13 protein-coding genes are annotated in these 13,356 nt (G+C 60.4%); 10 read left to right on the plus strand and 3 right to left on the minus strand.

Annotation, left to right across the window (positions count from 1 at the left end; translation table 11 throughout):
• The first annotated feature begins 101 nt into the window (after positions 1–101).
• The 8 genes from K7A42_RS21265 (at position 102) to K7A42_RS21300 (ending at position 7,907) form a co-directional block, all read left to right on the plus strand.
• Positions 102–281: a hypothetical protein gene (locus K7A42_RS21265; protein ID WP_004442101.1), complete on the plus strand. Its 180-nt coding sequence runs from the start codon at positions 102–104 to the stop codon at positions 279–281.
• Between the two features lie 38 nt (positions 282–319).
• Positions 320–454, plus strand: a complete 135-nt coding sequence (locus tag K7A42_RS21270) for a hypothetical protein (protein WP_004442104.1) — start codon at positions 320–322, stop codon at positions 452–454.
• Positions 455–859: 405 nt separating this feature from the next.
• Positions 860–2,752, plus strand: a complete 1,893-nt coding sequence (locus K7A42_RS21275; protein WP_282455806.1) for a peptidyl-prolyl cis-trans isomerase — start codon at positions 860–862, stop codon at positions 2,750–2,752.
• A gap of 16 nt (positions 2,753–2,768) precedes the next feature.
• A complete protein-coding gene (gene trpD / locus K7A42_RS21280; RefSeq protein ID WP_006698866.1) occupies positions 2,769–3,782 on the plus strand; it encodes an anthranilate phosphoribosyltransferase in 1,014 nt (337 codons plus the stop codon).
• Between the two features lie 10 nt (positions 3,783–3,792).
• A complete protein-coding gene (trpC, locus tag K7A42_RS21285) occupies positions 3,793–4,608 on the plus strand; it encodes an indole-3-glycerol phosphate synthase TrpC (protein ID WP_282455807.1) in 816 nt (271 codons plus the stop codon).
• A 6-nt stretch (positions 4,609–4,614) separates the two neighbouring features.
• A complete protein-coding gene (moaC, locus tag K7A42_RS21290) occupies positions 4,615–5,121 on the plus strand; it encodes a cyclic pyranopterin monophosphate synthase MoaC (protein ID WP_137068739.1) in 507 nt (168 codons plus the stop codon).
• Positions 5,122–6,339 (plus strand): gephyrin-like molybdotransferase Glp, encoded by a 1,218-nt coding sequence (gene glp / locus K7A42_RS21295; protein WP_282455808.1) that lies wholly within the window; start codon positions 5,122–5,124, stop codon positions 6,337–6,339.
• 497 nt (positions 6,340–6,836) lie between these two features.
• Positions 6,837–7,907 (plus strand): GGDEF domain-containing protein, encoded by a 1,071-nt coding sequence (locus K7A42_RS21300; protein WP_004442120.1) that lies wholly within the window; start codon positions 6,837–6,839, stop codon positions 7,905–7,907.
• A 94-nt stretch (positions 7,908–8,001) separates the two neighbouring features.
• On the opposite strand, the gene K7A42_RS21305 is transcribed toward K7A42_RS21300, so the two are convergent.
• The 3 genes from K7A42_RS21305 to K7A42_RS21315 all read right to left on the minus strand — a co-directional run bounded on the left by K7A42_RS21305 (position 8,002) and on the right by K7A42_RS21315 (position 11,059).
• Positions 8,002–8,610 carry a pyridoxamine 5'-phosphate oxidase family protein gene (locus K7A42_RS21305; RefSeq protein ID WP_004442121.1) on the minus strand — a complete coding sequence of 203 codons (609 nt, stop codon included), beginning with the start codon at positions 8,608–8,610 and terminating at the stop codon, positions 8,002–8,004.
• Positions 8,611–8,661: 51 nt separating this feature from the next.
• Positions 8,662–10,473, minus strand: coding sequence for a monovalent cation:proton antiporter-2 (CPA2) family protein (locus tag K7A42_RS21310; protein WP_034498961.1), 1,812 nt, complete (start codon positions 10,471–10,473; stop codon positions 8,662–8,664).
• Positions 10,474–10,690: 217 nt separating this feature from the next.
• Complete coding sequence (locus tag K7A42_RS21315; RefSeq protein WP_004442123.1) at positions 10,691–11,059, minus strand: gamma-butyrobetaine hydroxylase-like domain-containing protein; 369 nt, start codon at positions 11,057–11,059, stop codon at positions 10,691–10,693.
• Between the two features lie 107 nt (positions 11,060–11,166).
• Between K7A42_RS21315 and moaA the strand changes: the two genes are divergently transcribed.
• Both moaA and K7A42_RS21325 read left to right on the plus strand, forming a co-directional pair.
• Complete coding sequence (gene moaA / locus K7A42_RS21320; protein ID WP_004442124.1) at positions 11,167–12,216, plus strand: GTP 3',8-cyclase MoaA; 1,050 nt, start codon at positions 11,167–11,169, stop codon at positions 12,214–12,216.
• A gap of 171 nt (positions 12,217–12,387) precedes the next feature.
• Positions 12,388–13,356: a DMT family transporter gene (locus K7A42_RS21325; RefSeq protein WP_112635851.1), complete on the plus strand. Its 969-nt coding sequence runs from the start codon at positions 12,388–12,390 to the stop codon at positions 13,354–13,356.

Consider the following 13,356-nt stretch of genomic DNA (forward strand, 5'->3'; position numbering starts at 1 on the left):
ATTCAAGGAAGTTTCACCGGGGCGATGCTAATCGATTTTTATGATTGACGCGGAACATGATCGGACATGGTGCGTTAACAAGAAACCAAAGGAACAGACAAATGTTTGTAAGAGAAAAACAGTCTACTTCGGCGAAAATCAGCGTCATCAGCACCGCCTGGACAGTTCTGGTTATCGCAATGGTAGCAACGACGTTTAGCCTTTATGAACAGAAGCCTGAAAAGCTTGGACCTGACTATCCGCAACTGACCGCCCGCTACCAGTATATGAATTATTACTGATAACGGGGAGAAACTCTCGAAACTCCGGAGACGACATCATGTTCACATTTCTGACGATGCTTCTTGCCCTGATCAGCGTAATGTTCGTGATGTCAATGATCTCTGTCGTCGCCGAGATGCGACGCGAGGACGAGGAGTTCAAGGCGATGATCCGGCGCGACCGCGCTTTCTGAGTGCGGCAGGCTGGCATAAATCCGCTTTTAAAAATGATTGTTCTCAGCCGCCCTGGAGCCTCCGGGCGGTTTTGTTTTGAAAGGCCTGCGATGGCCGCCCTCGTTCCTGTGCTTTTCACGGGAATCCAGTCAACACACGTCTGTGCGACGGAAAGACTCTTTTCAGCCCAAGGACTTGGGCGGGCTCGATTCCTGTCACAAGCACAGGAATGACGGTGTGGATGCCGCTGATATCCATCCGTTGCCTCCATTTCGGCGCCTCCAATCACACAACCGTTTTCAAAACCCCGTTTTTCCAAGGGAAATTCCCTTCAATTTCCGAATGGATTGATTTAAGGAACGCCGATACGTTGCGGGCCGGACAGCCGGCGACCGCGATGACGTTCCTGTGAGGTTTGCATAACGATGCTCGATTCCCTGAGAAATGCTTCTCGAACCATGGCAGCCAAGCTGCTGCTTCTCCTGCTTGTTGTTTCTTTTGGCATCTGGGGCGTTTCCGCATCGCTTGTCACCGCCAATTCCCACGCCGTCATGACGGTAGGTGACCAGACGGTCAGCCCGGAGGAATTCCGCCTCGCCTATCAGCGGCAGATTTCCGATCTCAGCCGCCAGTTCGGCACAAGGCTGACGACCGAACAAGCCAAGGCCTTCGGCATCGACCGCCAGGTCTTCAGCCAGCTTGCAGCCGGGGCATCGCTTGACGAACTCGCTTCGAAGATGAACCTCGGTCTTTCGGAAGACCGTCTTGCCAAACTCATTGCCGAAGACCCCGCCTTTAAATCGGTCAATGGCCAGTTCGACCGCAACCTCTTTACGGAGCGCCTGCGCAATTCCGGTTTCCGCGAGGACGACTACATCAAGGAACGCAGCAAGGTCGCCGTGCGCAGCCAGATCGTTGAAGCCGTCTCGGACGGTTTTGCCGCACCGCAGGTTCTCGTGGATGCCCTGAAGCAATATCGCAACGAGCAGCGCGCCGTTGATTATGTCATTCTTTCGAACGCCGTCATCCCGCCGGTCAAGGCCCCCGGCGACGACGTGCTCGCCCCCTGGTTCGAGACGAACAAGACGAAATATCGCGCGCCGGAATTCCGCAAATTCACCTATGTGAAGCTGGAACCTTCCGACATCGCGGAGCCAGCCTCGGTAACGGACGCCCAGATCGCCGATTATTATAACAGCCACAAGGACAGCTTCCGCACCGCCGGCCGCCGCACGGTCGAGCAGCTGACCTTCCCGGACAAGGAAATGGCCGCTGCCGCCGCCGAGCAGATCAGGCTCGGCAACACCACCTATGACCAGGTGGTGAAGGATCAGGGCAAGACGCCGTCCGACGTCACGCTTGGCGAATTCACAAAGGATACCATCCCCGACCAGTCGATTGCCGATGCCGCTTTTGCGATCCAGAAGGATGGGGGCGTTTCGCCAGTGGTTGAAGGTTCGTTCGGCCCGGTACTTCTGCGCGTCACGGGCATCAAGCCGGAAACCACCCGCACGCTGGAAGAGGCAAAGGAAGACATCCGCAAGGATCTCGCCACCGCTGCCGCCGCGGAAGAAATCACCAATGTGCACGACCGTTACGAGGATCTGCGCGCCGGCGGTTCTTCGCTTGCGGACGCCGCACAGCAGCTGAACCTGAAACCGGTCACCATTGCCGCCATCGACGCAGCCGGTCTCGACGAAAAGGGCGATGCGGTCGAAGGCCTGCCCTCCCCGCAGCTCGCCCAGGACGTGTTCAAGACCGAACCCGGAACCGAGGCCCTGCCGATCAATCTCGGCCGCGAAGGTTACATCTGGTTCGACGTCGAGCAGATCATCCCTGCCCGCGACCGCACGCTTGCCGAAGTCCGCGACGATGTCGTTGCCGACTGGACGGCCGAGCAGCAGCGCACCGCACTTGCCGCCAAGGCCGACGAGCTGAAGGCCCGCGTTGAAAAGGGCGAGACGCTGGAGGCTGTCGCGGGTGAGCTGAGCCTTGCAGTCGAACAGAAATCCGGCCTGCGCCGCACCAGCGAAGATGCGATTTTCGGTCGCCAGACCATCGCCGCCGTCTTCTCGGGCGCCGAAGGCGTGGTCGGCACGGCGGCCGATGCCAATGGTTCCAGCCGCATCCTCTTCAAGGTCACCTCTGTCGACACCAACGCGACGCCGGACGCGCTCGCCAATGACGACCAGCAGTTTGCCGCCATTGCCCGCGCGGCCGGCGACGACATGCTGGACCAGATGGTCAACCGCCTGCAGAATGACTATGGTGTGACGATCAACCAGGCCCTCGCCGACCAGGCGATGGTCGGCTTCTAACCCGGGAGGCGACGAGATGGCCGAACTGAAGCCGCTGATCGCCAGGGTTGCGAATGGAGAAAGCCTGAACCGCGAGGATGCGCGCACGGCTTTCGACATTCTGATGTCGGGCGAAGCCACGCCGTCGCAGATCGGCGGTTTCCTGATGGCGCTGCGCGTGCGCGGTGAAACGGTCGACGAAATCGTCGGCGCAGTCTCCTCCATGCGTTCCCGGATGTTGCCGGTTTCCGCCCCCGCCAATGCCATCGATATCGTCGGCACCGGCGGTGACGGCATCGGGACCTACAACATCTCGACACTCGCCTCGATCATCGTCGCCGGCACGGGCCTGCCGGTCGCCAAGCACGGCAACCGGGCATTGAGTTCCAAATCCGGCACGGCAGATGCGCTTTCCGCACTCGGCGTGAAGCTCGATATCGGTCCCGATCTCATCGCCCGCTGCATCAGCGAGGCGGGTCTCGGCTTCATGTTCGCGCAGATGCACCATTCCGCCATGCGCCACGTTGGCCCGAGCCGCGTCGAACTCGGTACGCGCACGATCTTCAACCTGCTCGGCCCCCTCTCCAACCCGGCCGGCGCAAAACGGCAATTGCTCGGCGTGTTTTCGCCACGCTGGCTGGTGCCGCTTGCCGAAGTGCTGCGTGATCTGGGTTCGGAAAGCATCTGGGTCGTGCATGGCGACGGCATGGATGAAGTCACCACCACGGGCGTCACCCATGTGGCGGCGCTCGAAGGCGGCAATATCCGCACCTTCGAGCTGACCCCAAAAGATTTCGGCGTTGAGCCGGCGCGGATGGACGACCTCAAGGGCGGCGACGGCATTGCCAATGCGGCGGCGCTGCGCGAGGTTCTTTCAGGCAAGCGCAATGCCTATCGCGACGTATCGCTTTGCAACGCAGCCGCAGCGCTTGTCATCGCCGGCAAGGCGGAAACGCTTGGCCAGGCCATGACGATTGCCAGCGATGCCCTCGACAGCGGCAAGGCCGCCGCCGCGCTGGAGCGTCTGGTCGCCGTATCGAACGAGGAATGAGAGCGAAACCATGAGCGACATTCTCAAGAAGATCGAGACTTACAAGCTCGAAGAAATCGCCGCCGCCAAGGCGAAGGTTTCACTGGCCGATCTGAAGGCCATGGCTGCCGACCAGAGCGCACCCCGCGGTTTTTACAGGGCGCTGAAAACAAAGCAGGCCGAGGGCAAGTTCGGCCTTATCGCCGAAATCAAGAAGGCCAGCCCCTCCAAGGGCCTCATCCGCCCCGATTTCGATCCGCCGGCGCTGGCTGCGGCCTATGAGGCTGGCGGCGCTGCATGTCTTTCTGTCCTGACAGACAGGCCGAGCTTTCAAGGCGCTCCGGAATTCCTGACCGCCGCCCGCAATGCCTGCGCCCTGCCCGCGCTGCGCAAGGATTTCATGTTCGACACCTATCAGGTGCACGAAGCCCGCGCCTGGGGCGCGGACTGCATTCTCCTCATCATGGCCTCGCTGTCGGATGACGACGCGAAACGGCTGGAAGGCGAGGCTTTCGCGCTTGGCATGGATGTGCTGATCGAAGTGCACGACGAAGAGGAAACGGAACGGGCGCTGAAGCTCGACTCGCCGCTTTTCGGCATCAACAATCGTAATCTTCGCACTTTCGAGGTTGGCCTCGAAACCAGCGAAAGGCTGGCGGGACTGGTGCCCGCCGACAGGCTGCTGGTGGGCGAAAGCGGCATCTTCACCTTCGAGGATTGCCAGCGCCTGAAAAAAAGCGGCATCAGCACCTTCCTCGTCGGTGAAAGCCTGATGCGCAAGGACGATGTGACGGCGGCCACCAAGGCGCTGCTGACGGGCCAGTCCGGCATTCTGGCAGCGGAATAAACCCGGATGAGCGACGCCCCGAAGCTCACCCATATCGATGCGGCCGGTGAAGCGCATATGGTCGATGTTGGCGACAAGGCGGAAACCGTGCGTGTTGCGGTGGCCGAAGGCTTCGTGAAAATGAAGCCGGAAACGCTGGCGCTTATCCACGACGGCAACGCCAAGAAGGGCGATGTCATCGGCACCGCACGGCTGGCCGGCATCATGGCCGCGAAGCAGACCGCCAATCTCATTCCGCTCTGCCACCCGCTGATGCTGACCAAGGTGGCGGTGGACATCACCGAAGATGCCACCCTGCCCGGCCTCCGCGTTGAGGCCAGGGTGAAACTGTCGGGCAAGACCGGCGTGGAAATGGAAGCGCTGACCGCCGTCTCCATCGCCTGCCTGACGATCTATGACATGGCGAAGGCCGCCGACAAGGCGATGGAGATCGTCAATATCCGCCTGCTTGAAAAGAGCGGCGGCAAATCCGGTGATTTCAAAGCCAGCGATTTCGGGCGACAGGAGAACTGAATGAAGCCGCTGCTGCCCGTGGATGAGGCCATCGCGCGCCTTCTGGACGCAGCGGTTCCGGCCACCGACACCGAAACGCTGCCGCTCGCCGAATGCGACGGCCGCGTTCTCTCGGTCGATCTCATCGCAAGCCTGACCCAGCCCCCCTTCGATGCCTCAGCCATGGACGGTTATGCATTGCGCAGCGCCGATGCACCGGCCATCGGCTCGGTCCTCACCGTCATCGGCCAGGCCGCCGCCGGTCATGCTTTTGCCGGTACGGTGGGTGAAGGACAGGCGGTGCGCATCTTCACCGGCGCGCCCGTGCCGCAGGGTGCGGATACGATCCTCATTCAGGAGGATGCCGAAGTCCTGGAAGGCGGAAAGATCCGCACGGCCTTCGATGTCACCGCTGGGCGACATATCCGACCGCGCGGGCAGGATTTCACCAAAGGCGAAACGGTGCTGGAGGTTGGAAGGGAACTCGGCTTTGCCGATCTCACGCTGGCGGCGGCGACAAACCACGCCACGCTTACCGTCTATCGCAGGCCACGCATCGCCATCCTTGCCACCGGCGATGAGTTGCTGCCGCCCGGAAGCGTTCCGCAGCCGGCGCAGATCATCGCGTCCAACACCTTCGGCGTCGCCGCGCTGGCCCGCAAAGCCGGTGCAGAGGTACTGGATCTCGGCATTATCCCCGATGATGACGCGCTGATCCGCGCCGCCATCGGCGAGGCCGTTGCGGCGAAGGTTGATGTGCTGGTGACACTCGGCGGCGCCTCCGTCGGAGACCACGATCTGGTGCAGGCTGCATTGAAGGCGGAGGGCATGCAGCTCGATTTCTGGCGCATCGCCATGCGCCCGGGAAAACCGCTGATGGTGGGCTCCATCGGCAGCATGCAGGTTCTTGGCCTGCCCGGAAACCCCGTGGCCAGTCTCGTTTGTGGTCTGCTTTTCCTCGAACCCCTGGTCAGCCGGATTGGCCGGCGTGTGCCGCCGCAACGCATCGCGACCGCAAGAACCGCGACGGCGCTGAAAGCCAACGACCACCGCCAGGATTATCTTCGCGCCCGCCTGGTTAGCGGTCAAGGCGGCGTGGTCGTGGCGGAGCCTTACGCCAGACAGGATTCATCCATGATGAACATCCTCGCCCATTCCGACGTCCTCATCATACGCCCTCCCCATGCGCCGCAGGCTGACGCCGGGGCCGAATGCCCGGTCATCAAACTCAGGGCCTGAACCCGCAGCCAAACGTAGACAACACGCTTTCACGGCACTCGGATGAGGCATTTGTACACCCGCCTGCTGACATCGCCCGGAACGGCGCCGCGTTCAATCCCTTCCGGTTCGCCAGACAAACTGTAACGTTGCGCCTTTGGAGACGGCCGACAAATATCGGCTTCCCCAAAACCATGTCTTGGCGAATGGAAATTCCCCGCCCCTTGAGCTTTTTTCCTCTCCACGAATCACGTTGCTGTGCCAAAATAAATCAGCTGCAAAGCGTTATCGGGATTGACAGAATAAATGCGAAACTGTCACCAAGGCGGATAGTAGAGGTCAAAAATTCCGGAAATTCCAAAAAATGAAAATTACTTATAATTATCAATTAAATAAGATAAAAATCGTACAAAATAGAATTTCCTGCAATAAAAATTAGTTCTCCATAAATTAAGCTTTCCAAAACAGCCTCCATAATAATAATCATAGTCTATAAGCAGACTCACTGGAGTTTCTTGATGAACACGGCATCCACGCCCAAGACCACGGGACCCGACATTGCCGGGCAGATTGCCCACGCCATGCGGAGCATGGGTGTTTCGCCGATCCCGCGCAACTACAGCCTTTTCTACGAAGCCTATATCGGTTCGAACCCTGCGCTGACCAAGGATCTGGCGGCGCTGGGAAACCGGGTGACGCAGGACGATCTGGACGAGCTATCCGCGCGTTACGGTGATGGCGGTCCCGCGCGCTTCATCGACGATGCGCATGAAAAGCTGCGACGCGAACTGGAAGCCCTTCTGGGGACCTTACGGCGGGAACAATCCTCCATCGAGAACTACAACAGGATCCTCGGCGAGACGCGGCAGCGTATCGATGACAAGAATGCCGCCAGCAGCAATATTCTGAGAAACGCAATTGCGTTGCTGGCCGAGGCCACCGGCTCGAAGATCATCGACGGCGAAAAGGCGTTCAACGACGTCAACCGCCATGCCGAGGAAATGCACCAGGTGCGCCTGGAGCTGGATGAATACAAGCGCATCGCCAATACCGATTCGCTGACCCGCCTTTCCAACCGGCGGGCTTTCGACGACCGGCTGGCAACCGTTTATGATACCTCCATCGGCCTGCAATATACGTCGCTCGTCCTGCTCGATATCGATCACTTCAAGCGGATCAACGACACGTTCGGCCATCCGGTAGGCGACAAGATTCTGGCTACCGTCGCTTCGGTCATTCGGGCGAATGTCCGCAAGGACGGCTTCGTCGCCAGAAGCGGCGGCGAGGAATTCGCCATCATTCTCGACGGCAATACGCCGGAGGAAGTCATGGTGATGTGCGAGCGCATCCGCCTGTCGCTGGAGAGCACACCCTTCCGCAATTCGAGATCAGGCGCGGATTACGGCACGGTAACGATCTCGATCGGTTTTGCCGCTGCCGCGCAGGCCACCAATCCGACCGAACTTTACGCCCATGCGGATACGGCGCTCTACCACGCCAAGGAAACCGGCCGGAACCGCTCGGTCTTCTACGAGGACGGTATGCAGAAGAACTATACCGGCAAAAACTGGCTGATTTATCGGACTTGAAGCAAATTGCGCCGATTTGGGCGCATTAAAAACACAGCGCTGTCCCCGCCCTCATTCCTGACAAGCATAGGAATGAGGGCGAGAGGGGGAAGCCTCACCACATCGTCTTCGCCGCGCGCGCCGCCCATTCGCGATCATAGGTCTCCTGATCGAATTCCGCCTTGGCCGCCTTGAGCAGCAGACCCGGCGTCGGAAGCGACGACGGGTCGACAAAATTGTCGGGATTCCACAATTCAGACCGCATCAGCGCCCGTGCACACTGGAAATAGACTTCGTCGATCGTGACCACGATGACGGTGCGCGGATGTTTGCCATCCATCTCGAAGCTCTGCAACAACGTTGGGTCAACGGAAACCAAGGCGCGGCCATTGATGCGCATGGTCGTATTCGAGCCGGGGATCAGGAACATCAGCGCCACGCGCGGATCCCGCACGATGTTGAGAAGCGAATCCACGCGGTTATTGCCGCGCCAGTCCGGTAGCAGCACGGTCTTGTCATCGTCCACGCGCACCACACCGCCCTTGTCGCCGCGCGGTGAACAGTCCATGCCCTCCGGCCCTACCGTCGCCAGAGCGAGAAACGGTGACGTTTCGATCATCAGCCTGTATTCGGCCGTCAGCGCGGCTGTCACCTTGGCGATGGATGCCTCGCTCGTGCCGTCATAGATGGCCTTCAATTCCTCGACCGTGCGAATGATCGTCATGTCAGTTCCTATCCCTCGAAATCACCCTGCGACACCACCGGGCGCAATCCCTTAATCTTCCGCCGCTTCCGCCTTTTCCCGCTCCGCCCGCTCACGCGCCGTGCGCGCGGCGACGAGATCGGCTGGCTGGGCGTTGCCGCGGATCAGCGAACGGCCGGCATAAATGCCGCCGACGACCTCCATGGCGAAACGCTCCTCGTCGCGGTCGCGGAATTCCTCCACCAGACGGGCGGCGTCTTCCCGCTCCTCGCCCATGGCGCCCAGAACCTCCTCGCTGAAATTCAGCGCCGATTCCAGCGTCTCGCGAATCTGGTAATCCACGCCGGCCTTCAGCAGATCGATGGCATGGCCACGGTCATAGGCGCGGGCGAGAACCGGAACCAGCGGGAATTCATGCTTGACGATCTCCGCGATCCGGACCGCTGCTTCCTTGTCGTCGACGCAGATGAGAACAGCACGCGCCGTGCTGGCGCCGGCGGCATGGAGGATTTCCGCCCGCGAGCCATCGCCATAATAGACCTTGAAACCGAATTCCGCCGCATCGCGCACGAAGTCGGCATCCTTGTCGATCAAAGACAGCGTGTAACCGCGCGCCAGAAGCGGCTGGCTGACGATCTGGCCGAAACGTCCGAAACCGATCAGGAGAATGCTGCCCTCGACATTTTCAGGCACGTCGAGATCGTCGGTATTGGGAACCGCCGCCGGCACCAGCCGGTCATGCAGGATGACCATCAGTGGCGTCAGGACCATGGAGATGATGATCGTCGCCGTCAGGATGGCATTGGCCTCCCGGTCGAGAATGCCGGCGCTGACAGCCGCCGAATAGAGCACGAAGGCGAATTCCCCGCCCTGCGCCATCAGCACCGCCCGTTCCAGGCTTTCACGCCTGGTGGTGCCGAGCGCCCGCGCCACGCCATAGATGAGGAAGGCCTTGAGCAGCATGTATCCGGCGACACTGACCAGCACCAATTGCCAGTTGGAGGCAATGACGGCAAGATCGATCGCCATGCCGACGCCGAGGAAGAACAGGCCGAGCAGAATGCCGCGAAACGGCTCGATATCCGCCTCCAGCTGATGGCGGAAGGAGGATTCCGACAGCAGCACGCCGGCCAGGAAAGCGCCCATCGCCATGGAAAGGCCGCTGACCTGCATCAGAAGCGCCGAACCCAGCACCACCAGCAGCGCCGCAGCCGTCATCACCTCGCGCGCACCGGAGGCCGCCAGCAGGCGGAAGAACGGGTTGAGCAGATAACGTCCGGCAAGGATGAGCGCACCGACGGCGGCAAGCGCAATGCCGACGGAAACCCAGCGCTCCGACGCCGTGACATCTTCCCCGCCCGAACCGAGGAAGGCGACGAGCGCCAGCAGCGGCACGATGGCCAGATCCTCGAACAGCAGGATGGCGATGATGCGCTGGCCCTTCAGGCTCGACATGCTGTTGCGCTCCTGCAGCATCTGCATGACGATCGCCGTCGACGTCAGCACGAAGCCCGTGCCAGCGACGAAGGACATGATGACAGGAAAGCCGAGACCGACCCCGATCAACGTCAGGCCGCCCATGCAGACCAGCACCTGCAATGCGCCGAGCCCGAAAATATCCTGCCGCATGGACCACAGCCGCGACGGCTGCATTTCAAGGCCGATGATGAACAGGAACATCACCACGCCGAGTTCCGCTATGTGGAGAATGGCCTGCGAATCGGAAAAGAAACCAAGACCGTAAGGCCCGATCACCAGGCCGGCTGCGAGATAACCCAGCACAGAGCCGAGGCCGATGCGCTTGAAGATCGGCGCGGCGACAACGCCTGCCGTCAGCAATACGACCACCTGGGCCAGATCATTTCCGTTCGCTTCTACAGCCACACGCCACCCCGCTGAAAATCAATAAGACGAGGGTGTTCCCTCCCTCACTTCCTAGCGCATCGGCGTGAAAAGCGAAAACGATTTTACTGAAGGACGATGCGCAGATTCAACGGGTTACTTGTCCTTCAGGCATGCGGGCTTCAGAGGCAGCTATCCTTCTCCCCCTCATTCCTGTGCTTGTCACAGGAATGAGGGGGGCCGCAGGCCTTGCGTCCGCCTAACGGTACCGTGGCTCCCTGCTCAAGCCCTTTTCGGCGAGCTCCCGTTCATAATCCGCAAACAGCCTGTCCCCGGTCTCACCCAGTTCCTTCAGGTATTTCCAGGTGTAAATGCCACTGTCATGGCCATCGTCAAAAACGATGCGCACCGCATAGTTGCCTGTCGCGACCATGGAGCGGATGGCGACATCGCGTTTGCCCGGCACCGTGACCTTTTGTCCCGGCCCGTGGCCCTGCACTTCGGCCGAGGGCGAAAGCACGCGCAGCATCTCGGCCTTCAGCCGGTAAACGCTTCCATCGTCGAAGGAAACGGTCAATTCGCGCCGGTCTTTCGACACAAGCAGCTCTGTCGGCCAGGCATCACTCATTTTTCACTTCCGCAAGCTCATCACATGCGTCAGAATTACGGACTTGCCTCAGGATAGGCAAGCCACTACATCATTTGAGGGGCGCATCGCGCAATGAGGATGGAGACGTGAACAGTTTCCCCGGATCGCTTGGAAAAGCGCAGTTCCTGACGGAAAACAACGCACCGATGGTGGACCCTTTCGGCCGCGCCATCACCTATCTGCGCGTTTCCGTGACCGACCGCTGCGATTTTCGCTGTACCTATTGCATGTCCGAACACATGACCTTCCTGCCGAAGAAGGACCTTCTGACGCTCGAAGAACTCGACCGGCTCTGTTCCGTCTTCATAACGCGCGGCGTGCGCAAGCTGAGGCTGACCGGCGGTGAGCCGCTGGTGCGCAAGAACATCATGTCCCTGGTGAGGAACCTCGGGCGGCATGTCGAGAGCGGTGCGCTCGAGGAATTGACGCTGACCACCAACGGCTCACAGCTGGCGAAATTCGCAGCCGAACTCGCCGATTGCCGCGTGCGCCGCATCAATGTCTCCCTCGATACGCTCGACAGCGATAAATTCCGCCATATCACTCGCTGGGGGGATATCGACCGGGTGATGGAGGGGCTCGATGCCGCACAGGCGGCAGGTATCAAGGTGAAACTCAACGCCGTTGCGCTGAAGGACTTCAACGATGCCGAAATGCCGGAGCTGATGCGCTTCGCCCACGGCCGCGGCATGGACCTGACGGTCATCGAGACCATGCCGATGGGCGAGATCGAGGAAGACCGCACCGACCGTTATCTGCCGCTTTCAAAATTGCGCAGCGATCTCGAGCAGAGCTTCACGCTCATCGACAGCGATTACCAGACCGGCGGCCCGGCCCGTTACGTGACGGTGAAGGAAACCGGCGGCCGGCTGGGCTTCATCACGCCCATGACCCATAATTTCTGCGAAAGCTGCAATCGTGTCCGTCTCACCTGCACCGGCACGCTTTATATGTGTCTCGGCCAGGACGACGCTGCCGATCTGCGCACGGCGCTGCGCGCGTCCGACAGCGACGCCTATCTTTCCAGCGCCATCGATGAAGCCCTTCTGCGCAAGCCGAAAGGACACGATTTCATCATCGACCGCACCCACAACCGACCCGCAGTCTCCCGCCATATGAGCGTGACAGGCGGCTGAGGCTGGCTGAACGTCTTTCTCATCCACCCACCCATATAAACGGTTGAATTGCCAGCTCTGCCGTGCCACGTCTCTTTATATGGAGGAATGCGTGGTTGCGCCGTAACGGCGGCTCCAGATCGCCCGGAGGGGCGGACGGAGTAAACCGCGCATGGTCTGGGATATTTGGGAATGGCATTGACGGACAATACGCGCGGCGCGCTTTTCATGGCGCTCGCAATGGCAAGCTTCACGGCCAACGACGCGCTGACGAAGTCCGTCACCCCCTACATCAACACCGGTCAGATCATGTTCGTCCGCGGCATCATGACCGTGGTGCTGATCTATATCGCGGCCCGGCATTTCGGCGCGCTCCGGCCCCTGAAAACCCTTTTGCGCCCCATCATCATCCTGCGCTGTCTCTGCGAGGTGACCGCCGCCGTTCTTTATCTGACGGCGCTCGGCCTCATCGAATTTTCCAATGCTTCGGCCATATTGCAGTCCCTGCCGCTGGTGGTGACGCTGGGTGCGGCGTTGTTCCTGCGCGAACCTGTGGGCTGGCGGCGCTGGGTGGCGATCATCGTCGGTTTCATCGGCGTGCTCGTCATCATCCGGCCCGGCCCGGAAGGCTTTACGCCGGGCGCGCTGCTGGTTGTCGCATCGCTGGCCGTTACCGCCGCGCGTGATCTGCTGACGCGGAAAATGTATGCCGATGTGCCTTCGCTTGCGATCACCGTCATCACCGCCTTCGTCAACATGGCAGTGGGCGGCCTCTTGATCCTGCCCTTCGGCGGCTGGCAGCCTATGAACGTCACGATCGTCTCGCATCTGGCCGCCTCGGCCATTCTGGTGCTGGTCGGCTACCAGGCGATCATATTGTCGATGAGATCGGGTGAAATTTCCTTCGTCGCGCCGTTCCGTTATACCGGCCTGCTCTGGGGTTTCATGATCGGCATATTCTTCTTCAACGAGAAAATCGACAATTACACCATCATCGGCGCCATGATCATCATCAGTTCGGGCCTTTATACCTTCTACCGGGAAAGCCTGCGCAAGCGCTCGCAGATGGCCAAGCGCGCGGCCGCCACCCCCACTGCCGTGACCACCGTACGGCCGGCTTCCGTAACGAAAGCTGCCGTAACGGAAGAGGCGGGAGAATGA

This window comes from Agrobacterium sp. InxBP2 (assembly GCF_026191755.1).
GTDB lineage: Bacteria > Pseudomonadota > Alphaproteobacteria > Rhizobiales > Rhizobiaceae > Agrobacterium > Agrobacterium pusense.

What these genes read in the sequence shown, in the direction of transcription:
- K7A42_RS21265 (WP_004442101.1), top strand. Translation starts at nt 102, where the DNA reads ATGTTTGTAAGAGAAAAACAGTCTACTTCGGCGAAAATCAGCGTCATC.
- K7A42_RS21270 (WP_004442104.1), top strand. Translation starts at nt 320, where the DNA reads ATGTTCACATTTCTGACGATGCTTCTTGCCCTGATCAGCGTAATGTTC.
- K7A42_RS21275 (WP_282455806.1), top strand. Translation starts at nt 860, where the DNA reads ATGCTCGATTCCCTGAGAAATGCTTCTCGAACCATGGCAGCCAAGCTG.
- trpD (WP_006698866.1), top strand. Translation starts at nt 2,769, where the DNA reads ATGGCCGAACTGAAGCCGCTGATCGCCAGGGTTGCGAATGGAGAAAGC.
- trpC (WP_282455807.1), top strand. Translation starts at nt 3,793, where the DNA reads ATGAGCGACATTCTCAAGAAGATCGAGACTTACAAGCTCGAAGAAATC.
- moaC (WP_137068739.1), top strand. Translation starts at nt 4,615, where the DNA reads ATGAGCGACGCCCCGAAGCTCACCCATATCGATGCGGCCGGTGAAGCG.
- glp (WP_282455808.1), top strand. Translation starts at nt 5,122, where the DNA reads ATGAAGCCGCTGCTGCCCGTGGATGAGGCCATCGCGCGCCTTCTGGAC.
- K7A42_RS21300 (WP_004442120.1), top strand. Translation starts at nt 6,837, where the DNA reads ATGAACACGGCATCCACGCCCAAGACCACGGGACCCGACATTGCCGGG.
- K7A42_RS21305 (WP_004442121.1), bottom strand. Translation starts at nt 8,610, where the DNA reads ATGACGATCATTCGCACGGTCGAGGAATTGAAGGCCATCTATGACGGC.
- K7A42_RS21315 (WP_004442123.1), bottom strand. Translation starts at nt 11,059, where the DNA reads ATGAGTGATGCCTGGCCGACAGAGCTGCTTGTGTCGAAAGACCGGCGC.
- K7A42_RS21325 (WP_112635851.1), top strand. Translation starts at nt 12,388, where the DNA reads ATGGCATTGACGGACAATACGCGCGGCGCGCTTTTCATGGCGCTCGCA.